Raw genomic sequence first — 21898 nt, 5'->3', positions numbered from 1 at the left:
ATCAGGCAATACTCAGTTAATCGCGAAATAACTGCTATTAATCAGCAAATCCAGAGGCTGAGCGTCGGCAATGACATCGCCATAAATCAGATCAACACCCATGCCGGAAAGCGTATCCATCACCAGCGGCAACGCTACTGGCCCCGCGATGGTCTTCACTCCCAGCCGCTGGGCATGACCCTGAATGATCGATATCAGCATCTCATCCATCAAATTCCCCTGTACGCTGGCGCATAACTCACCGTCGAGCAGCAGATAATCCGCCATATTTGCTTTCAGCGTGTTGAAGAGCTGCAGATCGCGCCCCACCTGACTGAGCACGATCCGGCAGCCTGCCAGCCGCAATTTATGCATATTTTCTGCGTGGTCGAAAATCGCTTCAGCCGGAATAATCAGATGTAATAACCGTGACGGTAGGGAACTGCTTTCCAGTTGCTCAAGCAGTTTATCCACCAGCGGGGCGCTGCTTAACCCGGCAACGGAAAGGGGGAGGGCGATGCTTAAGCCTTTACTGGCAACCGCTTTTGCTGTCTGCTGGAAAAACTCATGTAATATCCGACGATCAAGGGCGTGATTGAGCGCCGGATCGCTGAAACTACGACGAAATGCCAGTTCATCAATAGTCTCACCTTCACTACTCCAGAGCTTAAGCGAAATCAGCCACAAATTACGCGTAGCCGGGATTCGTGGTGAAGCGACGCCGTGGGCGATCATCATCAGTTGATTCTCTTTGATCATCCGCCACTGTTCATCGAGTGACATCATCGCCTGTTCGCTATGTTTGGCAGTTTGCTGTGGTTCGTAAATCGTCACCCGACCACGCCCACCATTTTTCGAAGCATAACAGGCGATATCGGCCTGCGACATCACGTCTGCCGCCTGATGATTGCTGTCATCGATAAGGGTAATCCCTGCGCTGGCACCTACCCGATGCACGCGGCCTTCCCACATAAAGTGATAGTCATTAATCGCACTGATAATGCGTGTGGCGATAAAGCGGGCACTTTCAACATTACAGTCCGGTAGCAACAGACCAAATTCATCACCGCCGAGTCGCGCCAGCACATCGCTGGAGCGCAACATACTGAGCATCAACGACGCCAGTTCACGCAGTAAAGCATCGCCCGCCGCGTGCCCGGCGCTGTCATTCACCGCTTTAAAGTGATCAAGATCGATAAACACCAGTGCATGTCGATGATGCGTGCTGCTTACCGTTTGCAGCAGTATTCGCAGTTGTTTTTCAAAACTGGCGCGGTTAGTGAGATGCGTCAGGGCATCATGGGAGGCGCTATAACTAAGCTGGCGCAGCATTTTGCGTGACTCAGTCACATCCTGAATGACCAGTACCGAACCAATATTGCTGCCATCCAGCGTACTTAACGGCGTAATGCTGTAATGGACGTCGTAGCTTCCGCCGTTGCGGCAGTGGAGAACGACATCTTGTTCAATAGCGGAACGCGACGTGTCGGCACTGTAAATGTTCTCCATTAACGGCCCATTGTCGCCAAATGTAATTTGCAACGCTGTTAATAGAGGAACGCCCAACGCCTCTTCTTGTGTCCAGCCGCTCATCTTCTCTGCAACCGGATTCATAAAGGTAATTTTCATCGCCATATCAATACAGACCACGGCTTCGCCGATGGAATCCAGCGTAATGTGCAGGCGCTCTTTTTCCTGAAACAGCGCCTCGTTCAGCTGTTTCACTTCGGTCATATCAATGTTAATACCGAGCAATCGTTCGACTTCGCCTTCTTTATTCAGCACCCGATTGGCGAGGGCGCGGATATGACGAATACCGTCTTTCACGGTGATGCGAAATTCCAGCTTAAAGGGCAAGCGAGCCTGTAATGAATCACGAATCACTTTTTCGGCGTGTTGGCGATCTTCCGGCAGCACACAGTCATACCACACCTGCCAGTTCGGTTTGATATGTGGCGAAATTTCATATAGCTCGAACATCCGCTTATCCCAACTAAAAATATCCGGCTTCAGTTCCCACTCCCAGATGCCAATCCCACCCGCTTCATTAGCCAGCGTTATCCGCTCCATCAGGCGTTTGTTAATCTGTTCGGTGCGTTTAAGATCGTTTATGTCTTCAATCTGCGCAATAAAGTAGAGCGGCGTGCCATCGGTGTGGCGTACCAGCGAGACGGCAAGCAGCGCCCAGACAACGTCGCCATTACGGTTGTAATAACGTTTCTCCATCGAGTAGGTATTTATTTCACCGCTAATTAGCTTCTCAACGTGTTGCAGATCTTTATTGAGATCTTCCGGCCAGGTAAGTTGCTGGAAGGTGAGGGCGCGCAACTCTTCCTGGCTGTAACCGAGAAACTGGCATAACGCTTTGTTGGATTGCAGCCATTGCCCCTCGGTGCCCACTAATGCCATGCCGATGGCGGAATATTCCATAGCGTTACGAAAGCGGGTTTCGCTTTCTGAAATATGCTTGCGTTCAGCGCGAAAGGCGTACATCACCATGGTCATGATGTTGGCGGGCAGCAGGATCAGCAAAAATGGTAGCCACGGTACGTGACTCATCAAGTAGGTTCGCGGCGTGGCAAGTAAAGTCGGATCGGCCGCCATCATCAGCGACACCATCATCACTGTAGTGAGGAAGATCAAAAAGGCTTCCATCCGTGGCAGGCGCACGGCACTCCACATCAGTAGCACAATAATGAAAGTAAAAGGCCACGGTAGATATAGCATCGAGAGCCAGCTTAACGTCAGCGTGATGGCTAATGTTAGTAGTGTTTCAAACAACAGCCGTGGATCACGGTGACGGAGCAGGTAATGTGGCTTAAATAACAATCCTAGCGGTACTAGCGCCAGTGCGCCGATTGATTCGGAAAGTACCCAGATTAGAAATGCTCTAAGCGGATCGTCGTCTGATACCAGCAGGATAACCAGCACGCCACCCAATACTGGCGGCACGATGGCGCTGCCAAATGCGAGACGTAGCCAGTCAGCCAGATTTTGCAGTGGGTTATACCACGGCAGCAATTTCCGCAGCAGCATTGCCCCCACGACGGCCTCAACAATGTTGATTGCCGTCCACGTCATATTCAGCGAACTGGTAGAGAAGAGCAGTACGGATGCGGCGATATTCCCCAGCGAGCAGGCCAATGCGATTCCCGGCCACATCCGTCCGGCATGGCGGTAAAATGCCACCATCATAATGGACGTAGGGAACCAGAGTGGCGCAAGTTGCGTACCGAACTGTGAAAGCTCAAGCGAGAAAAGGGTAAAGATGAATGAGACTAAACCTAAACTGACGAGGTGAAGCAGGGGATGAGGCAGGGTAATTAAAACACGTTGTGATGGTTTACTCATTACCGCTCTATCCGTATGACCAGGTCGTCAGTATTAGTATCTGTGTTTATGCTAGTACAAAAGTTTTACATTTTATATGCGGATTGTTCATAAAGTGACGTGGTGGCAGATAATTTGTGCAACTTTACACAACATTTTTTACCTTGCGTTAAAACCGAACAATTAAATTTGCGTCAGGGAATTGATCGTCAACAATTAACTCTAAGTGTGCGGCAACGCTATTCGACTGGTATCAGGCGGATGAAATCCCTATAATTGCCGCGTTTGGCGCTTCGGCGCCCCCTTCCTAACATCCAGGTTAATCAGGTCGCTAAATTTATGACTGATCAGTCTCATCAGTGCGTCATTATCGGTATTGCTGGCGCATCGGCTTCCGGCAAGAGTCTCATTGCCAGTACCCTTTATCGTGAATTACGTGAACAAGTGGGTGATGAACACATCGGCGTTATTCCGGAAGATTGTTACTACAAAGATCAAAGCCATCTGTCGATGGAAGAACGCGTTAAGACCAACTATGACCATCCGAGCGCGATGGATCACAGTCTGTTGCTTGAACATTTACAAGCGTTGAAACGCGGCTCGGCTATCGACCTGCCGGTTTACAGCTACGTTGAACATACGCGTATGAAAGAAACGGTGAAGGTTGAGCCGAAGAAAGTCATTATTCTCGAAGGCATCTTGCTGCTGACGGATGCGCGTTTGCGTGACGAACTTAACTTCTCAATTTTCGTTGATACCCCACTGGACATCTGCCTGATGCGCCGCATCAAGCGCGACGTTAACGAGCGTGGGCGTTCGATGGATTCTGTAATGGCACAATATCAAAAAACGGTGCGTCCGATGTTCCTGCAATTCATTGAACCTTCCAAACAATATGCGGACATTATCGTGCCGCGCGGCGGTAAAAACCGCATTGCGATCGATATATTGAAAGCGAAAATAAGTCAGTTCTTTGAATAAGCTTGATAAATTGTGTACCGTTCAGTGATAACCTGGTATGCCCTTGACGTAATTGGCGTTAAGGGAGTGATGCGCGAAAGGAGAAAATGCCATGCGTCTGTGTGACCGAGATATTGAAGCCTGGCTTGATGAAGGCCGTTTGTCGATCAACCCACGTCCGCCGGTGGAGCGTATTAATGGCGCGACGGTAGATGTGCGCCTGGGCAATAAGTTTCGTACCTTCCGTGGTCACACGGCAGCGTTTATCGATCTGAGCGGTCCCAAAGATGAAGTGAGCGCCGCGCTCGATCGGGTGATGAGCGATGAAATCGTGCTCGACGAGGGCGAGGCGTTTTATCTCCATCCGGGAGAACTGGCGCTGGCGGTGACGCTGGAGTCGGTCACGCTGCCTGCCGATCTTGTGGGCTGGCTGGATGGGCGCTCCTCACTGGCGCGTCTGGGGTTGATGGTTCACGTTACCGCTCACCGTATCGATCCAGGCTGGTCTGGCTGCATCGTGCTTGAGTTTTACAACTCCGGTAAATTGCCGCTGGCGCTGCGTCCGGGCATGTTAATTGGCGCGTTAAGTTTTGAGCCGCTTTCCGGCCCGGCGGCGCGACCATACAACCGTCGTGAAGATGCGAAATATCGCAACCAGCAGGGCGCGGTTGCCAGCCGAATCGATAAAGACTAATTCAGGCTCATTGAGGATACCATGAGACGATTTCTGACGACCCTGATGATAATCCTGGTCGTGCTGGTGGCCGGATTATCTGCGTTAGTGTTGCTGGTGAATCCGAATGATTTCCGCGACTATATGGTCAAGCAGGTCGCTGCACGTAGTGGTTATCAATTGCAGTTGGATGGGCCGCTGCGTTGGCACGTCTGGCCGCAGCTTAGTATCCTCTCCGGGCGAATGTCCCTCACCGCCCAGGGCGCGAGCCAGCCACTGGTGCGCGCCGATAATATGCGCCTTGATGTGGCGTTATTGCCGTTATTGAGTCATCAACTGAGCGTTAAGCAGGTGATGCTGAAAGGCGCGGTAATTCAACTTACGCCACAGTCGGAAGCGGTTCGTCGTGACGATGCCCCTGTTGCGCCGCGCGACAATACGTTGCCGGAACTGTCAGAAAATCGCGGCTGGTCGTTTGATATCTCCAGTCTGAAAGTGGCGGACAGTCTGCTGGTGTTCCAGCATGAAGATGACGAGCAGGTGACGATTCGCAACATCCGTCTGCAAATGGAACAAGATCCACAGCATCGCGGTTCGTTTGAGTTCTCCGGGCGGGTTAACCGCGATCAGCGCGATCTCACGTTATCTCTCAAGGGCACGGTGGATGCTTCTGATTATCCGCATGATTTAACCGCAGCCATTGAGCAAATTAGCTGGCAGCTGCAAGGCGCAGATCTGCCACAGCAAGGTATTCAGGGGCAGGGGAGCTTCCAGGCTCAGTGGCAAGAGCCACATAAACGCCTTTCATTTAATCAAATCAATTTGACCGCGAATGACAGCGCGCTTAGTGGACAAGCGCAGGTCACGCTGACTGAAAAGCCCGAATGGTTGTTAAGATTGCAGTTTTCGCAACTGAATCTTGATAATCTCATACCGCTTAATGAAGCCGTTAACAGTGAAAACGGAACCACGCAACAGGGGCAGAACCAGCCAATGCTGCCGCGTCCGGTCATTTCCTCGCGTATTGATGAGCCGGCCTATCAAGGGTTGAAAGGTTTTGCGGCTGATATTTTGTTGCAGGCCAGTAACGTGCGTTGGCGCGGGATGAATTTTACTGATGTTGCTACGCAAATGACCAATAAGTCGGGTTTGCTGGAAATCACCCAACTGCAAGGCAAACTCAACGGTGGACAGGTATCGCTGCCGGGGACGCTGGACGCGACATCAACAAATCCACGTATAAGCTTCCAGCCACGGCTGGAGAACGTTGAGATTGGCACCATTCTGAAGGCATTTAACTATCCGATTTCGTTAACCGGAAAAATGTCTCTGGCTGGCGACTTCTCTGGCGCTGATATTGATGCCGACGCATTCCGCCACAACTGGCAAGGGCAAGCGCATGTTGAAATGACCGACACGCGCATGGAAGGGATGAACTTCCAGCAGATGATTCAGCAAGCGGTAGAACGTAACGGCGGTGATGTGAAGGCCGCTGAAAACTTCGATAATGTGACTCGTCTCGACCGCTTTACGACCGATCTCACGCTACATAATGGCCTCGTGACGTTAAACGACATGCAAGGTCAATCGCCGGTGTTGGCACTGACAGGGGAAGGCACGTTGAATCTGGCAGAGCAGACCTGCGATACCCAGTTTGACATTCGCGTCATTGGCGGCTGGAACGGAGAAAGCAAACTGATTGATTTCCTCAAAGAAACGCCAGTACCGCTGCGGGTTTACGGCAACTGGCAGCAACTCAATTACAGCCTGCAAGTGGATCAGTTACTGCGCAAACACTTACAGGATGAAGCCAAACGTCGCCTGCACGACTGGGCTGAGCGCAATAAAGATTCCCGCAATGGCAAAGATGTGAAGAAGTTGCTGGAGAAGATGTAAGTTTCCAGATGACATATGCTGTAGGCCTGATGCGACGCTTTACGCGTCTTATCAGGCCTACATACCATCACACCTCGTACTCCAACTCGCCATCCTTATGCAGCGGAATAATCTGCACCTTCTGCACGCGATGGCTTTCCACCTGTAACGTTTTGAGCAAATAATTCCCCACCTGAACTTCTTCGCCAGGTTTTGGAATACGCTGTAAATATTCCATCAGCAGCCCGGCGATGGTGTGATATTCACGTTTTTCATCCAGCGGCAGCGGTACATATTGCACCAGATCTTCCAGTGGCATATGACCATTCGCCGTCCAGGAACCGTCGGCGTTTTTCTGAATATCATGGCGGGCGTCGATCTCTTCCACTTCGTTCGGTAAGTTACCAGCAATGGTTTCGGTGACGTCACTTAATGTCACAATCCCTTCCACCGAGCCAAACTCATCCACCACAAAAGCAAAGTGCGTGCGGGCGTTGCGGAACTGCTCCAGGGCAGGTAACAGCGGCAAGGTTTCCGGGAAAACCAGCGGCTGGCGAATCAACACCCGCAGATTGAGCGGTTCGCCGCGCAGCGACTGTTGTAGCAGATCGATAACGTGAACAACACCAAGCAAATCTTCCGCGTCATCGCCATCGGTAACGACCAGACGCGTATGTTGATTTCGCTCCAGCAACTGGCGGATCTCGTCTTCCGGCGCGTTGAGATCGATATGCTCGATATCGTGGCGCGAGGTCATGATGCTGCTGACGGTACGCTGGTTAAGATTAAGCACCCGCTCGATCATCCGCCGCTCCTGCGGATTAAAGATTTGCTGATTATCATGATCCACCAGCATTGATGCGGTTTCGGCGTCCAGTTCCGCATCTTCTTTTTGCCCGCTTAACAGGCGCATTACCGCTTCGGTGGTGCGCTGGCGCAGGGTCTGGTTAGCGGAAAGAAAACGTCGCCGGTTAAAGATGGCTAACTGATTGAGTGCCTCGATCATCACCGAGAAACCAATCGCAGCGTACAGATAGCCTTTCGGAATGACGAAGCCGAAACCTTCCGCCACCAGGCTAAAGCCAATCATCAACAGGAAACTTAAGCAGAGAATAACGATCGTCGGGTGACTGTTAACAAATTGCGTTAACGGTTTACTTGCCATCAGCATCAGGCTGATAGCGATAACGACGGCAGCCATCATGACCAGCAAATGGTCGACCATCCCGACTGCGGTAATCACCGAGTCGAGTGAGAAGATGGCGTCCAGCACCACAATTTGCGTCACCACACCCCAGAACTTCGCACCTTTGCGTTGCGTGGGGTTATTGCTGTCTTTCCCTTCCAGTCGCTCGTTCAGCTCCATCGTGGCTTTGAACAGCAGGAAGAAACCACCAAACAGCATGATTAAGTCGCGGGCGCTAAAGGTAAATGAGCGGAAGCTGAACAGTGGTTGAGTCAGGGTGACCAGCCAGGAGATTGACGCCAGCAGTAACAGGCGCATTAACATTGCCAGCAGCAGCCCGGTAACCCGTGCGCGGTCGCGCTGCTTCGGCGGTAGTTTTTCGGCGAGGATGGCAATAAAGACCAGGTTATCAATGCCGAGGACCAGTTCGAGCACAATCAGCGTGATTAACCCGGCCCAGATAGACGGATCGGCAATCCATTCCATAGTAAGTACAAAACCTATTCGTTGTATGACAAATGTCACAATTCGATCATGGATAATTCAGGGCAAAAATGCAATGTTGCAGCACTATTTATCTGACTTTATTTGAGAACTATAGCATTGCATTATCCCTGAATTAAAAGGGGTAATAATAAAATATTATTTAAGAAATATCGCATATAGAGATGCTATATTAAATATTGTCAACCTAAAGAAACTCCTAAAAAATACCACAAATTACACTTACTATAATTCTTAAAAATAGCCCATTGTCGAATTGTTACCTTGCCTGCTATTCCGTTAGCTGTAACACTTCCTCCTGCATTATTGGAGAGCCAATATTCAATTGCCATAATGCTACCTTATATTCGGAAGTCAATTTCTTGAATAACCCTTTCTCATAAACGACTGTATGCTGAGAGGGTTTTAAAAACCAAACTAAATCAGTGTATTGGTAGCTAAAAAGCCAGGGGCGGTAGCGTGTCTGGATGCCTGAAAGACCAGTCTGAATTATTCTGTCAATAGCCTGCGGATGAAATCAATTTTTTTAGGACTGATGCCAGTTAAATTCTTATTCAATTAGCTGCAAGGTAAATGTGTATGTCGATAAATAATGCACAGGATAATTACTCTGCCAAAGTGATAAATAAACAATGATGAAATCCAAAATGAAATTGATGCCATTATTGGTGTCAGTAACCTTGATAAGCGGTTGCACAGTACTTCCGGGCAGTAATATGTCTACGCTGGGTAAAGACGTCATCAAACAGCAGGACGCTGATTTCGACCTCGACAAAATGGTGAATGTTTATCCGCTAACCCCGCGCCTGATTGATCAATTACGCCCACGCCCGAACGTGGCGCGCCCCAATATGACGCTGGAAAGCGAGATTGCTAATTACCAGTATCGCGTCGGGCCGGGCGACGTTCTTAATGTCACCGTCTGGGATCACCCGGAACTCACTACGCCAGCCGGTCAGTACCGCAGCTCCAGCGACACTGGCAACTGGGTACAGCCTGACGGCACCATGTTCTACCCGTATATCGGCAAGGTTCACGTGGTGGGGAAAACGCTCGCTGAAATCCGTAGTGATATTACCAGCCGCTTAGCGACGTACATCGCTGACCCGCAGGTGGACGTTAATATCGCCGCCTTCCGATCACAAAAAGCCTATATCTCAGGTCAGGTGAATAAATCCGGTCAACAGGCCATCACCAACGTACCACTGACCATTCTCGACGCCATTAATGCCGCAGGTGGCCTGACCGACACAGCCGACTGGCGCAATGTGGTGCTGACACACAATGGTCGTGAAGAACGCATTTCTTTGCAGGCGCTGATGCAAAACGGCGACCTCAATCAGAACCGACTGCTTTACCCCGGCGATATTCTCTACGTGCCGCGTAATGATGATCTGAAAGTGTTTGTGATGGGTGAAGTGAAGAAACAGAGCACCCTGAAAATGGACTTTAGCGGCATGACCCTGACTGAAGCGTTAGGCAATGCCGAAGGTATCGACATGACCACCTCCAACGCCAGCGGCATCTTTGTCATTCGTCCGCTGAAAGGCGAGGGCGGGCGTAACGGCAAGATTGCCAATATCTACCAGCTGGATATGTCCGATGCCACGTCGCTGGTGATGGCGACGGAATTCCGCCTGCAACCTTATGACGTGGTGTATGTCACCACAGCCCCGGTTTCCCGCTGGAACCGTCTGATCAATCAGTTGCTGCCAACTATTAGCGGTGTCCGTTACATGACGGATACAGCCAGCGACATTCATAACTGGTAATCGTCATGTTTAACAACATCTTAGTTGTCTGTGTCGGCAATATTTGCCGTTCCCCGACGGCGGAACGCTTACTGCAACGTTATCACCCGGAGCTGAATGTGGAGTCCGCTGGACTCGGCGCGCTGGTCGGTAAGGGCGCTGATCCTACCGCCATCAGCGTCGCCGCCGAGCATCAACTGTCTCTGGAAGGTCACTGTGCACGGCAAATCAGCCGCCGCCTGTGTCGCAACTACGACCTGATTTTGACCATGGAAAAGCGTCATATCGAACGCTTATGCGAGATGGCGCCGGAGATGCGCGGCAAAGTGATGCTGTTTGGTCACTGGGATAACGAATGTGAAATCCCCGATCCGTATCGCAAAAGTCGGGAAACGTTTGCAGCGGTGTACACATTACTTGAACGGTCTGCCCGCCAGTGGGCGCAGGCATTGAACGCAGAGCAGGTATAAGAATGACAGAAAAAGTAAAACAACATGCCGCTCCGGTAACGGGCAGTGATGAAATCGATATCGGTCGCCTGGTCGGCACCGTCATTGAAGCGCGCTGGTGGGTGATTGGCATCACCGCCGTGTTCGCCCTCTGTGCTGTGATTTACACCTTCTTCGCCACGCCGATTTATAGCGCCGACGCGCTGGTACAAATCGAACAAAGCGGCGGCAATTCGCTGGTGCAGGACATTGGTTCGGCGTTAGCCAACAAACCGCCAGCCTCGGACGCTGAGATCCAGTTGATTCGTTCGCGTCTGGTACTCGGTAAAACGGTAGACGATCTTGACCTCGATATCGCGGTGAGCAAAAACACCTTCCCGATTTTCGGCGCGGGCTGGGAGCGCCTGATGGGACGCCAGAACGAGACGGTGAAAGTGACCACCTTTAACCGCCCGAAAGAGATGGCGGATCAGGTGTTTACGCTTAATGTGCTGGACAACAAAAACTACACTTTGAGCAGTGATGGCGGCTTTAGCGCCCGTGGGCAAGCGGGCCAGATGCTGAAAAAAGAAGGCGTCACGCTGATGGTTGAAGCCATTCACGCCAGCCCGGGCAGTGAGTTTACCGTCACCAAATACTCCACGCTGGGGATGATCAATCAACTGCAAAACAGTCTGACGGTAACGGAGAACGGCAAAGACGCTGGCGTACTGAGCCTGACTTATACCGGTGAAGATCGCGAACAGATCCGCGACATTCTTAACAGCATCGCCCGTAACTATCAGGAACAAAATATTGAGCGCAAATCGGCGGAAGCGTCGAAAAGCCTCGCTTTCCTCGCGCAACAATTGCCGGAAGTGCGCAGCCGCCTTGATGTCGCCGAAAACAAACTGAATGCCTTCCGTCAGGATAAAGATTCTGTGGATCTGCCGCTGGAAGCGAAAGCGGTGCTCGATTCGATGGTGAACATCGACGCGCAGTTGAACGAACTAACCTTTAAAGAGGCGGAAATTTCTAAGCTGTTCACCAAAGTTCACCCGGCGTATCGCACGCTGCTGGAGAAACGTCAGGCGCTGGAAGACGAAAAAGCCAAACTTAATGGTCGCGTAACGGCGATGCCGAAAACCCAGCAGGAGATTGTGCGTCTGACCCGCGATGTCGAGTCTGGTCAGCAGGTCTATATGCAACTGCTGAATAAAGAGCAGGAGCTGAAAATCACCGAAGCCAGCACCGTTGGCGATGTGCGCATTGTTGACCCGGCAATCACCCAGCCTGGCGTGCTGAAACCGAAGAAAGGGCTGATTATTCTCGGTGCGATTATTCTTGGCCTGATGCTCTCCATTGTTGGTGTGCTGTTGCGCTCGCTGTTTAATCGCGGCATCGAAAGTCCACAAGTGCTGGAAGAACACGGTATTAGCGTCTATGCCAGCATCCCGCTGTCGGAATGGCAGAAAGCGCGCGATAGCGTCAAAACCATCAAAGGGGTTAAACGCTATAAACAGAGCCAGCTATTGGCGGTGGGGAATCCAACCGATCTGGCGATTGAAGCCATCCGCAGTCTGCGTACCAGTCTGCACTTCGCGATGATGCAGGCGCAGAACAATGTGTTGATGATGACCGGGGTTAGCCCGTCAATCGGTAAAACCTTTGTCTGCGCCAACCTGGCGGCGGTGATCAGCCAGACCAATAAACGGGTGTTGTTGATCGACTGCGATATGCGCAAAGGCTACACCCACGAGCTGTTGGGCACCAATAACGTCAATGGCCTGTCGGAAATTCTGATTGGTCAGGGCGATATTACTACCGCTGCTAAACCCACTTCGATTCCCAAATTTGACCTGATCCCGCGCGGTCAGGTGCCACCAAATCCTTCTGAACTATTGATGAGCGAACGCTTTGCCGAACTGGTGAACTGGGCGAGTAAAAACTACGACCTGGTGTTGATTGATACGCCGCCGATTCTGGCGGTAACCGATGCAGCGATTGTTGGTCGTCACGCCGGAACCACGTTGATGGTAGCGCGTTATGCAGTCAACACCTTAAAAGAAGTGGAAACCAGCCTGAGCCGCTTTGAGCAAAACGGTATTCCGGTGAAAGGGGTGATTCTGAACTCCATCTTCCGCCGCGCCAGCGCGTATCAGGATTATGGCTATTACGAATACGAATATAAGTCGGATGTGAAATAACGAGATCCGCTGTCGGATGCGATGCTGACGCATCTTATCCGACCTACGTTCACTGCATTCGCATCGCCCCGTAGGCCGGATAAGGCGTTCACGCCGCATCCGGCAAGCAAACCAGCTCATAAGTCGGGAGAACAACCTATGAAAGAAAATCCGCTGATCTCAATCTATATGCCGACCTGGAACCGCCAACAACTGGCGATTCGGGCGATAAAATCGGTCCTGCGCCAGGACTACAGTAACTGGGAGATGATCATCGTGGATGATTGCTCCACCTCCTGGGAACAACTGCAACAGTACGTCACCGCCCTCAACGATCCGCGTATTACCTACATTCACAACGACATTAACAGCGGGGCGTGCGCGGTACGTAACCAGGCTATTATGCTGGCGCAAGGGGAATACATTACCGGGATCGATGACGATGATGAATGGACGCCCAACCGCCTGAGCGTCTTCCTCGCCCATAAACAGCAACTGGTCACTCACGCCTTTTTGTACGCTAACGATTACGTTTGCCAGGGCGAAGTCTATTCCCAACCGGCAAGTTTGCCACTGTATCCCAAATCGCCGTATTCACGCCGCCTGTTCTATAAACGCAATATCATTGGCAATCAGGTCTTTACCTGGGCGTGGCGTTTCAAAGAGTGTTTGTTCGATACCGAACTGAAAGCGGCACAGGATTACGACATCTTCCTGCGGATGGTGGTGGAGTATGGCGAACCGTGGAAAGTGGAAGAAGCGACGCAGATCCTGCATATCAATCACGGTGAAATGCAGATCACCTCGTCACCGAAAAAATTCTCCGGATACTTCCACTTTTACCGCAAGCACAAAGACAAATTTGACCGCGCCAGCAAAAAATATCAGCTGTTTACCCTCTACCAGATCCGCAATAAACGCATGACCTGGCGGACTTTGTTGACGCTACTGTCGGTGCGTAACGGCAAACGTCTGGCTGATGGAATACGGGGGCGTTAAGGATGCTGGAAGATCTGCGCGCCAACAGCTGGAGTTTACGCCCGTGCTGCATGGTTCTCGCCTATCGTGTCGCCCATTTTTGCTCGGTGTGGCGCAAAAAGAACGCCCTCAATAATCTGTGGGCGGCTCCGCTGCTGGTGCTGTATCGCATTATCACTGAATGCTTTTTCGGTTATGAAATCCAGGCCGCCGCGACCATTGGCCGCCGTTTTACTATCCATCACGGTTACGCCGTAGTGATCAATAAAAACGTGGTCGCGGGGGATGATTTCACCATTCGCCACGGCGTCACTATCGGCAATCGTGGCGCCGATAACATGGCATGTCCACACATTGGCAATGGCGTCGAACTTGGTGCCAACGTCATTATTCTGGGTGATATCACGCTTGGTAACAACGTCACCGTGGGCGCGGGCAGCGTGGTACTCGACTCTGTCCCGGACAACGCGCTGGTGGTGGGAGAAAAAGCGCGAGTGAAGGTAATTAAATGAATATTCTGCAATTTAATGTGCGACTGGCGGAAGGCGGGGCGGCAGGTGTGGCGTTAGATCTCCACCAGCGTGCGCTGCAACAGGGGCTGGCGTCACATTTTGTCTACGGCTACGGCAAAGGCGGCAAAGAGAGCGTCAGCCATCAGAACTATCCGCAGGTCATCAAACATACGCCTCGGATGACCGCGATGGCGAACATCGCGCTGTTTCGTCTGTTTAATCGCGATCTGTTTGGCAATTTCAATGAGTTGTATCGTTCCATAACCCGCACTTCGGGGCCGGTAGTCCTGCATTTTCATGTGTTGCACAGCTACTGGTTGAATCTTAACAGCGTGGTGCGCTTTTGCGAAAAAGTGAAAAACCACAAACCAGACATCACTCTGGTCTGGACGCTGCATGATCACTGGAGCGTTACCGGGCGCTGCGCCTTTACCGACGGTTGCGAAGGCTGGAAAACGGGCTGCCAGAAATGCCCGACCTTAAATAACTATCCACCGGTGAAGATTGATCGCGCACACCAGCTGGTGGCGGGTAAACGCCAGTTGTTCCGCGAGATGCTGGCGCTGGGCTGTCAGTTTATTTCCCCCAGCCAGCATGTGGCTGACGCTTTCAATAGCCTGTACGGTCCAGGGCGTTGCCGGATTATCAATAACGGTATTGATATGGCAACCGAAGCGATTCTGGCGGATTTGCCTCCGGTGCGCGAAACCCAGGGCAAGCCGAAAATCGCGGTGGTGGCGCATGACCTGCGTTACGACGGCAAAACTAACCAGCAACTGGTGCGTGAGATGATGGCGCTGGGCGACAAAATCGAACTGCATACCTTCGGTAAGTTCTCGCCGTTCACCGCTGGTAATGTGGTCAATCACGGCTTTGAAACCGACAAACGTAAGCTGATGAGCGCGCTCAATCAAATGGATGCGCTGGTGTTCAGTTCTCGTGTCGATAACTACCCGCTGATTTTGTGTGAGGCGCTATCGATTGGCGTGCCGGTGATCGCCACCCATAGCGATGCGGCGCGGGAAGTGCTGCAAAAATCCGGTGGTAAAACCGTCAGCGAAGAAGATGTGCTGCAACTGGTGCAGTTAAGCAAACCGGAAATCGCACAGGCGATATTTGGTACCACCCTGGCTGAGTTCAGCCAGCGCAGCCGCGCCGCCTACAGTGGACAACAGATGCTGGAGGAGTATGTCAACTTCTATCAGAATCTGTAGCTACCTGCTGCTGCCGCTGATCTACCTGCTGGTTAACGTTAAAATCGCCCAGCTTGGCGAAAGTTTCCCCATCACCATCGTCACTTTTTTGCCTGTCTTATTACTGCTGTTTTTAGAGCGCATCAGCGTTAAAAAATTGATGATAGCGTTAGGGATTGGCGCGGGGCTCACGGCGTTTAACTATTTGTTTGGTCAGTCTTTGGATGCCAGTAAATACGTCACTTCAACCATGCTATTTGTCTATATTGTGATCATTATTGGCATGGTGTGGAGCATTCGCTTTAAAACGATTTCGCCACACAACCATCGCAAGATATTACGTTTCTTTTATCTGGTGGTTGGGCTGGTGGTGGCGCTGGCGGCGGTGGAGATGGCGCAAATTATTCTCACCGGCGGCAGCAGTATTATGGAGTCGATTTCGAAATATCTGATTTACAGCAACAGCTATGTACTGAATTTCATTAAATTCGGCGGTAAGCGAACTACGGCACTTTATTTCGAACCAGCATTTTTCGCTCTGGCGTTAATCTCAATTTGGCTCAGTATCAAACAGTTTGGTATCAAAACGCCTAAAACTGATGCTATGATTCTCGCAGGAATAATATTATCCGGATCGTTTTCAGGTGTTATGACCTTTATCCTGTTTTATTTGCTGGAGTGGGCATTTCAGTATCTGAATAAAGAAGCGATTAAGAAAAAGTTACCGTTAGCATTGATTTCTCTGGCTGTATTCCTGATTGGTGTGGTAATCGCGTTTCCTTATATTTCCACCCGTCTGGGAGATTTAGGCACAGAAGGGTCGTCATCGTATTATCGTATTGTCGGTCCGCTGGTGATGGTCGGTTATTCTTTGACCCATATTGACGGTGTAGTCAGATTTGGCTCACTTTATGAATATGTCGCATCATTCGGAATATTTAACGGTGCGGATGTCGGAAAAACCATAGACAATGGTTTGTATCTGCTGATTATTTATTTTTCCTGGTTCGCGGTGTTTTTATCTCTGTGGTACATGGGGAAAGTGATAAAAATGATGCTCAACGCTTTTGGCGATAATCGTAATTTTCGCGTGCAGCTTTATCTTTTTACGCCGGTATCGCTGTTTTTTACCGGTTCGATATTTAGCCCGGAATATGCTTTTTTAATCGTCTGTCCGTTTATTTTGCGAAAAGCGTTAAATATTACGAGGTAAGAATAAGAACATGTTGCTTAGCATAATCACTGTCGCGTTTCGTAACCTCGAAGGGATAGTCAAAACACATGCCTCGCTGGCGCATCTGGCGCAGGCTGACGATATCAGCTTCGAATGGATTGTTGTCGATGGCGGTTCCAACGACGGCACCCGTGAGTATCTGGAAAACCTCAATGGTATCTATAACCTACGCTTTGTCAGCGAGCCAGATAACGGTATCTACGACGCCATGAACAAGGGCATTGCGATGGCACAAGGCAAGTTCGCGTTGTTTCTCAACTCGGGCGATATTTTTCATCAGGATGCCGCAATTTTTGTCCGTAAGTTAAAAATGCAAAAAGATAACGTGATGATCACCGGCGATGCGCTGCTGGATTTTGGCGACGGGCATAAAATTAAACGTAGCGCCAAACCGGGCTGGTATATTTATCACAGCCTGCCCGCCAGTCATCAGGCGATATTTTTCCCGGTATCCGGTTTGAAAAAATGGCGTTATGACCTGGAATATAAAGTTTCTTCCGATTACGCCCTGGCAGCCAAAATGTATAAAGCCGGTTATGCATTTAAAAAACTCAATGGTCTGGTGTCTGAATTTTCTATGGGTGGGGTATCTACCACTAATAATATGGAATTGTGTGCAGACGCGAAAAAAGTCCAACGGCAAATATTACATGTACCTGGCTTCTGGGCAGAATTATCCTGGCATTTACGCCAACGTACTACCTCAAAGACGAAAGCCTTATATAACAAAAGCTGAATATAAGGGAAAACGATGCAAGATTTAAGTGGTTTCTCGGTGCCGAAAGGGTTCCGGGGCGGCAACGCTATTAAAGTGCAATTGTGGTGGGCAGTACAGGCAACAATATTTGCCTGGTCGCCACAAGTATTGTATCGCTGGCGGGCATTTTTATTACGTTTATTCGGCGCAAAAATAGGAAAAAACGTAGTTATTCGTCCGTCAGTAAAAATTACCTATCCGTGGAAATTAACCTTAGGTGATTACGCGTGGGTCGGCGATGAGGTCAATTTATATACCCTCGGTGAAATAACCATTGGCGCAAATTCGGTGATATCGCAAAAAAGTTATTTATGCACCGGTAGCCACGACCATGCAAGTAGTCATTTCACCATTAACGCCACGCCCATTGTGATTGGTGAGAAATGCTGGCTGGCAACCGATGTCTTTGTTGCCCCTGGCGTCACGATCGGCGATGGCACCGTCGTGGGTGCGCGAAGCAGTGTTTTTAAATCGCTTCCGGCAAATGCCATTTGCCGGGGGAACCCCGCAGTGGTGATACGCGAACGCGTTGAAACTGAATAAATTCAAAAAATACAGAGGAATAAGACATGTCAAAAGTCGCTCTCATCACCGGTGTAACCGGACAGGATGGTTCTTACCTGGCAGAATTGCTGCTGGAGAAAGGTTACGAGGTGCATGGCATTAAGCGTCGTGCATCGTCATTCAACACCGAGCGCGTGGATCACATTTATCAGGATCCGCACACCTGCAACCCGAAATTCCATCTGCATTATGGCGACCTGAGTGATACTTCCAACCTGACGCGTATTTTGCGTGAAGTGCAGCCGGACGAAGTATACAACCTGGGCGCAATGAGCCACGTTGCGGTTTCTTTTGAGTCACCGGAATATACCGCAGACGTTGATGCGATGGGCACGCTGCGTCTGCTGGAGGCGATTCGCTTCCTCGGTCTGGAAAAGAAAACCCGTTTTTATCAGGCTTCCACTTCTGAACTTTACGGTCTGGTGCAGGAAATCCCGCAGAAAGAGACCACGCCGTTCTACCCGCGCTCTCCGTATGCCGTCGCCAAATTGTACGCCTACTGGATCACCGTTAACTACCGCGAATCCTACGGCATGTACGCCTGCAACGGCATTCTGTTTAACCATGAATCTCCGCGCCGTGGCGAAACCTTCGTCACCCGCAAAATCACCCGCGCAATCGCCAACATCGCCCAGGGGCTGGAGTCGTGCCTGTACCTCGGCAATATGGATTCCCTGCGTGACTGGGGCCATGCCAAAGACTACGTAAAAATGCAGTGGATGATGCTGCAACAAGAACAGCCAGAAGATTTCGTAATTGCTACCGGCGTTCAGTACTCCGTGCGTCAGTTCGTGGAAATGGCGGCGGCACAGTTGGGTATCAAACTGCGCTTTGAAGGCACGGGCGTTGAAGAGAAGGGCATTGTGGTTTCCGTCACCGGGCATGACGCGCCGGGCGTTAAACCGGGCGATGTGATTATCGCCGTTGACCCACGCTACTTCCGTCCGGCTGAAGTTGAAACGCTGCTCGGCGACCCGACCAAAGCGCACGAAAAGCTGGGCTGGAAACCAGAAATCACCCTCAGAGAGATGGTGTCTGAAATGGTGGCTAATGACCTCGAAGCGGCGAAAAAACACTCTCTGCTGAAATCTCACGGCTACGACGTGGCGATTGCGCTGGAGTCATAAGCATGAGTAAACAACGCATTTTTATCGCTGGCCATCGCGGGATGGTCGGTTCCGCCATCAGGCGGCAGCTCGAACAGCGCGGTGATGTGGAACTGGTATTACGCACCCGCGACGAGCTGAACCTTCTGGATAGCCGTGCGGTGCATGATTTCTTTGCCAGCGAGCGCATTGACCAGGTCTATCTGGCGGCGGCGAAAGTGGGCGGTATTGTCGCCAACAACACGTATCCGGCGGATTTCATCTACCAGAACATGATGATTGAGAGCAACATCATTCACGCCGCGCATCAGAACGACGTGAACAAACTGCTGTTTCTCGGATCGTCCTGTATCTACCCGAAACTGGCAAAACAGCCGATGGCAGAAAGCGAGTTATTGCAGGGTACGCTGGAGCCGACCAACGAGCCTTATGCCATTGCCAAAATTGCCGGGATCAAACTGTGCGAATCTTACAACCGCCAGTATGGACGCGATTACCGCTCGGTTATGCCGACTAACCTGTACGGGCCGCACGACAACTTCCATCCGAGTAACTCGCACGTGATCCCGGCATTGCTGCGCCGCTTCCACGAGGCGACGGCACAGAATGCGCCGGACGTGGTGGTGTGGGGCAGCGGTACACCGATGCGTGAATTTCTGCATGTCGATGATATGGCGGCGGCAAGCATTCATGTCATGGAGCTGGCGCACGAAGTCTGGCTGGAGAACATCCAGCCGATGCTGTCGCACATTAACGTCGGCACCGGCGTTGACTGCACCATTCGCGAACTGGCGCAAACCATCGCCAAAGTGGTGGGTTACAAAGGTCGGGTGGTTTTTGATGCCAGCAAACCGGACGGTACGCCGCGCAAACTGCTGGATGTGACGCGCCTGCATCAGCTTGGCTGGTATCACGAAATCTCGCTGGAAGCGGGGCTTGCCAGCACTTACCAGTGGTTCCTTGAGAATCAAGACCGCTTTCGGGGGTAATGATGTTTTTACGTCAGGAAGACTTTGCCACGGTAGTGCGCTCCACTCCGCTTGTCTCTCTCGACTTTATTGTCGAGAACAGTCGCGGCGAGTTTCTGCTTGGCAAAAGAACCAACCGCCCGGCGCAGGGTTACTGGTTTGTGCCGGGAGGGCGCGTGCAGAAAGACGAAACGCTGGACGCCGCATTTGAGCGGCTGACGATGGCGGAACTGGGGCTGCGTCTGCCGATAACAGCAGGCCAGTTTTACGGCGTCTGGCAGCACTTTTATGACGATAACTTCTCTGGCACGGATTTCACCACTCACTATGTGGTGCTCGGTTTTCGCTTCAGGGTAGCGGAAGAAGAGCTGTTACTGCCGGATGAGCAGCATGACGATTACCGCTGGTTGACGCCGGACGCGTTGCTCGCCAGTGACGAAGTTCACGCTAACAGCCGCGCCTATTTTCTCGCTGTGAAGCGTACCGGAGTACCCGGATTATGAAAATACTGGTCTACGGCATTAACTACTCGCCGGAGTTAACAGGTATCGGCAAATATACCGGTGAGATGGTCGAATGGCTGGCGGCGCAAGGTCATGAGGTGCGGGTCATTACCGCGCCGCCTTACTACCCGCAGTGGCAGGTGGGGGAGAACTATTCTGCCTGGCGTTACAAACGAGAAGAGGGCGTGGCTACGGTGTGGCGCTGCCCGCTGTATGTGCCAAAACAGCCGAGCACCCTGAAACGCTTGTTGCATCTCGGCAGTTTTGCCGTCAGCAGTTTCTTTCCGCTGATGGCGCAACGTCGCTGGAAGCCGGATCGCATTATCGGCGTGGTGCCAACGCTGTTTTGCACACCGGGAATGCGCCTGCTGGCGAAACTCTCTGGCGCGCGTACCGTGCTGCATATTCAGGATTACGAAGTGGACGCCATGCTGGGGCTGGGCCTTGCCGGAAAAGGCAAAGTGGCACAACTGGCAACGGCGTTCGAACGTAGCGGACTGCATAACGTCGATAACGTCTCCACCATTTCGCGCTCAATGATGAATAAAGCTGTCGAAAAAGGCGTGGCGGCGGAAAAGGTCATCTTCTTCCCCAACTGGTCGGAAATCGCCCGTTTTCAGCATGTCGCAGAGGCTGATGTTGACGCCCTTCGTAACCAGCTTGGCCTGCCGGATAACAAAAAAATCATTCTTTACTCCGGCAATATTGGTGAAAAGCAGGGGCTGGAAAACGTTATTGAAGCTGCCGATCGCCTGCGCGATGAACCGCTGATTTTTGCCATTGTCGGGCAGGGCGGCGGCAAAGCGCGGCTGGAAAAAATGGCGCAGCAGCGTGGACTGACCAATTTGCAGTTTTTCCCGCTGCAATCGTATGACGCTTTACCCGCACTGCTGAAGATGGGCGATTGCCATCTGGTAGTGCAAAAACGCGGCGCGGCAGATGCCGTATTGCCGTCGAAACTGACCAATATTCTGGCGGTAGGCGGTAACGCGGTGATTACCGCAGAAGCCCATACAGAACTGGGGCAGCTTTGCGAAACCTTCCCAGGAATTGCGGTTTGCGTAGAACCGGAATCGGTCGAGGCGCTGGTGACGGGGATTTGTCAGGCGCTCCTGCTGCCCAAACACAACACGGTGGCACGTGAATATGCCGAACGCACGCTCGATAAAGAGAACGTGTTACGTCAATTTATAAATGATATTCGGGGATAA

The 21898-nt window shown here is 51.4% G+C and carries 19 protein-coding genes; 16 read left to right on the top strand and 3 right to left on the bottom strand.

Annotated elements, in window-relative coordinates; all coding sequences use genetic code 11:
* Window positions 1-12: 12 nt before the first annotated feature.
* Window positions 13-3330 (bottom strand): diguanylate cyclase, encoded by a 3318-nt coding sequence (locus A7Z06_RS19560; protein ID WP_000042970.1) that lies wholly within the window; start codon window positions 3328-3330, stop codon window positions 13-15.
* 318 nt (window positions 3331-3648) lie between these two features.
* Between A7Z06_RS19560 and udk the strand changes: the two genes are divergently transcribed.
* The 3 genes from udk (at window position 3649) to asmA (ending at window position 6838) form a co-directional block, all read left to right on the top strand.
* The gene (udk, locus tag A7Z06_RS19555; protein ID WP_000132077.1) at window positions 3649-4290 is read left to right on the top strand and encodes a uridine kinase; all 642 of its coding nucleotides are present in this window, start codon (window positions 3649-3651) and stop codon (window positions 4288-4290) included.
* 91 nt (window positions 4291-4381) lie between these two features.
* The gene (gene dcd / locus A7Z06_RS19550) at window positions 4382-4963 is read left to right on the top strand and encodes a dCTP deaminase (RefSeq protein ID WP_001234767.1); all 582 of its coding nucleotides are present in this window, start codon (window positions 4382-4384) and stop codon (window positions 4961-4963) included.
* Between the two features lie 21 nt (window positions 4964-4984).
* The gene (gene asmA, locus A7Z06_RS19545; RefSeq protein ID WP_001252250.1) at window positions 4985-6838 is read left to right on the top strand and encodes an outer membrane assembly protein AsmA; all 1854 of its coding nucleotides are present in this window, start codon (window positions 4985-4987) and stop codon (window positions 6836-6838) included.
* 67 nt (window positions 6839-6905) lie between these two features.
* Here the strand turns inward: asmA and A7Z06_RS19540 are convergent, their stop codons facing one another.
* Entirely contained in the window at window positions 6906-8489 is a 1584-nt protein-coding gene (locus tag A7Z06_RS19540) for a TerC family protein (RefSeq protein WP_000454703.1), read from the bottom strand.
* A gap of 200 nt (window positions 8490-8689) precedes the next feature.
* Window positions 8690-8839, bottom strand: a complete 150-nt coding sequence (locus A7Z06_RS21835) for a hypothetical protein (protein WP_157941591.1) — start codon at window positions 8837-8839, stop codon at window positions 8690-8692.
* Window positions 8840-9139: 300 nt separating this feature from the next.
* Between A7Z06_RS21835 and wza the strand changes: the two genes are divergently transcribed.
* From wza to wcaI, 13 genes are all read left to right on the top strand, one after another.
* Window positions 9140-10279, top strand: coding sequence for a polysaccharide export protein Wza (gene wza / locus A7Z06_RS19535; RefSeq protein ID WP_000978081.1), 1140 nt, complete (start codon window positions 9140-9142; stop codon window positions 10277-10279).
* 5 nt (window positions 10280-10284) lie between these two features.
* Complete coding sequence (gene wzb / locus A7Z06_RS19530; RefSeq protein WP_000482919.1) at window positions 10285-10728, top strand: low molecular weight protein-tyrosine-phosphatase Wzb; 444 nt, start codon at window positions 10285-10287, stop codon at window positions 10726-10728.
* A gap of 2 nt (window positions 10729-10730) precedes the next feature.
* Window positions 10731-12893 carry a tyrosine-protein kinase Wzc gene (gene wzc, locus A7Z06_RS19525; RefSeq protein ID WP_105279545.1) on the top strand — a complete coding sequence of 721 codons (2163 nt, stop codon included), beginning with the start codon at window positions 10731-10733 and terminating at the stop codon, window positions 12891-12893.
* A 138-nt stretch (window positions 12894-13031) separates the two neighbouring features.
* Window positions 13032-13871, top strand: coding sequence for a colanic acid biosynthesis glycosyltransferase WcaA (gene wcaA / locus A7Z06_RS19520; protein WP_000662438.1), 840 nt, complete (start codon window positions 13032-13034; stop codon window positions 13869-13871).
* Window positions 13872-13873: 2 nt separating this feature from the next.
* Window positions 13874-14362 (top strand): colanic acid biosynthesis acetyltransferase WcaB, encoded by a 489-nt coding sequence (gene wcaB, locus A7Z06_RS19515; protein ID WP_000888726.1) that lies wholly within the window; start codon window positions 13874-13876, stop codon window positions 14360-14362.
* A complete protein-coding gene (gene wcaC, locus A7Z06_RS19510; protein ID WP_001023868.1) occupies window positions 14359-15576 on the top strand; it encodes a colanic acid biosynthesis glycosyltransferase WcaC in 1218 nt (405 codons plus the stop codon). Before wcaB ends, wcaC begins: the two co-directional genes overlap by 4 nt.
* A complete protein-coding gene (gene wcaD / locus A7Z06_RS19505; protein ID WP_000107803.1) occupies window positions 15551-16768 on the top strand; it encodes a colanic acid polymerase WcaD in 1218 nt (405 codons plus the stop codon). The genes wcaC and wcaD overlap by 26 nt, the downstream gene beginning before the upstream one ends.
* A 10-nt stretch (window positions 16769-16778) precedes the next feature.
* A complete protein-coding gene (gene wcaE / locus A7Z06_RS19500) occupies window positions 16779-17525 on the top strand; it encodes a colanic acid biosynthesis glycosyltransferase WcaE (RefSeq protein WP_000927036.1) in 747 nt (248 codons plus the stop codon).
* A 15-nt stretch (window positions 17526-17540) separates the two neighbouring features.
* Complete coding sequence (gene wcaF / locus A7Z06_RS19495) at window positions 17541-18089, top strand: colanic acid biosynthesis acetyltransferase WcaF (RefSeq protein WP_001153565.1); 549 nt, start codon at window positions 17541-17543, stop codon at window positions 18087-18089.
* Window positions 18090-18115: 26 nt separating this feature from the next.
* Window positions 18116-19237 (top strand): GDP-mannose 4,6-dehydratase, encoded by a 1122-nt coding sequence (gene gmd, locus A7Z06_RS19490; protein WP_000048207.1) that lies wholly within the window; start codon window positions 18116-18118, stop codon window positions 19235-19237.
* Window positions 19238-19239: 2 nt separating this feature from the next.
* Complete coding sequence (fcl, locus tag A7Z06_RS19485; RefSeq protein WP_000043604.1) at window positions 19240-20205, top strand: GDP-L-fucose synthase; 966 nt, start codon at window positions 19240-19242, stop codon at window positions 20203-20205.
* 2 nt (window positions 20206-20207) lie between these two features.
* Window positions 20208-20687, top strand: coding sequence for a GDP-mannose mannosyl hydrolase (gmm, locus tag A7Z06_RS19480; RefSeq protein ID WP_024165191.1), 480 nt, complete (start codon window positions 20208-20210; stop codon window positions 20685-20687).
* Window positions 20684-21898, top strand: a complete 1215-nt coding sequence (wcaI, locus tag A7Z06_RS19475) for a colanic acid biosynthesis fucosyltransferase WcaI (RefSeq protein WP_000699768.1) — start codon at window positions 20684-20686, stop codon at window positions 21896-21898. Before gmm ends, wcaI begins: the two co-directional genes overlap by 4 nt.

The organism is Escherichia sp. MOD1-EC6819 (genome assembly GCF_002965765.1).
GTDB lineage: Bacteria > Pseudomonadota > Gammaproteobacteria > Enterobacterales > Enterobacteriaceae > Escherichia > Escherichia ruysiae.
Note: the sequence above shows the minus strand (reverse complement) of the source record. Positions and strands in the feature narration are given on the sequence as shown.

Coding starts and splice junctions, on each gene's coding strand:
- A7Z06_RS19560 (WP_000042970.1), bottom strand. CDS start 3,330: ATGAGTAAACCATCACAACGTGTTTTAATTACCCTGCCTCATCCCCTG.
- udk (WP_000132077.1), top strand. CDS start 3,649: ATGACTGATCAGTCTCATCAGTGCGTCATTATCGGTATTGCTGGCGCA.
- dcd (WP_001234767.1), top strand. CDS start 4,382: ATGCGTCTGTGTGACCGAGATATTGAAGCCTGGCTTGATGAAGGCCGT.
- asmA (WP_001252250.1), top strand. CDS start 4,985: ATGAGACGATTTCTGACGACCCTGATGATAATCCTGGTCGTGCTGGTG.
- A7Z06_RS19540 (WP_000454703.1), bottom strand. CDS start 8,489: ATGGAATGGATTGCCGATCCGTCTATCTGGGCCGGGTTAATCACGCTG.
- A7Z06_RS21835 (WP_157941591.1), bottom strand. CDS start 8,839: ATGGCAATTGAATATTGGCTCTCCAATAATGCAGGAGGAAGTGTTACA.
- wza (WP_000978081.1), top strand. CDS start 9,140: ATGATGAAATCCAAAATGAAATTGATGCCATTATTGGTGTCAGTAACC.
- wzb (WP_000482919.1), top strand. CDS start 10,285: ATGTTTAACAACATCTTAGTTGTCTGTGTCGGCAATATTTGCCGTTCC.
- wzc (WP_105279545.1), top strand. CDS start 10,731: ATGACAGAAAAAGTAAAACAACATGCCGCTCCGGTAACGGGCAGTGAT.
- wcaA (WP_000662438.1), top strand. CDS start 13,032: ATGAAAGAAAATCCGCTGATCTCAATCTATATGCCGACCTGGAACCGC.
- wcaB (WP_000888726.1), top strand. CDS start 13,874: ATGCTGGAAGATCTGCGCGCCAACAGCTGGAGTTTACGCCCGTGCTGC.
- wcaC (WP_001023868.1), top strand. CDS start 14,359: ATGAATATTCTGCAATTTAATGTGCGACTGGCGGAAGGCGGGGCGGCA.
- wcaD (WP_000107803.1), top strand. CDS start 15,551: ATGTCAACTTCTATCAGAATCTGTAGCTACCTGCTGCTGCCGCTGATC.
- wcaE (WP_000927036.1), top strand. CDS start 16,779: ATGTTGCTTAGCATAATCACTGTCGCGTTTCGTAACCTCGAAGGGATA.
- wcaF (WP_001153565.1), top strand. CDS start 17,541: ATGCAAGATTTAAGTGGTTTCTCGGTGCCGAAAGGGTTCCGGGGCGGC.
- gmd (WP_000048207.1), top strand. CDS start 18,116: ATGTCAAAAGTCGCTCTCATCACCGGTGTAACCGGACAGGATGGTTCT.
- fcl (WP_000043604.1), top strand. CDS start 19,240: ATGAGTAAACAACGCATTTTTATCGCTGGCCATCGCGGGATGGTCGGT.
- gmm (WP_024165191.1), top strand. CDS start 20,208: ATGTTTTTACGTCAGGAAGACTTTGCCACGGTAGTGCGCTCCACTCCG.
- wcaI (WP_000699768.1), top strand. CDS start 20,684: ATGAAAATACTGGTCTACGGCATTAACTACTCGCCGGAGTTAACAGGT.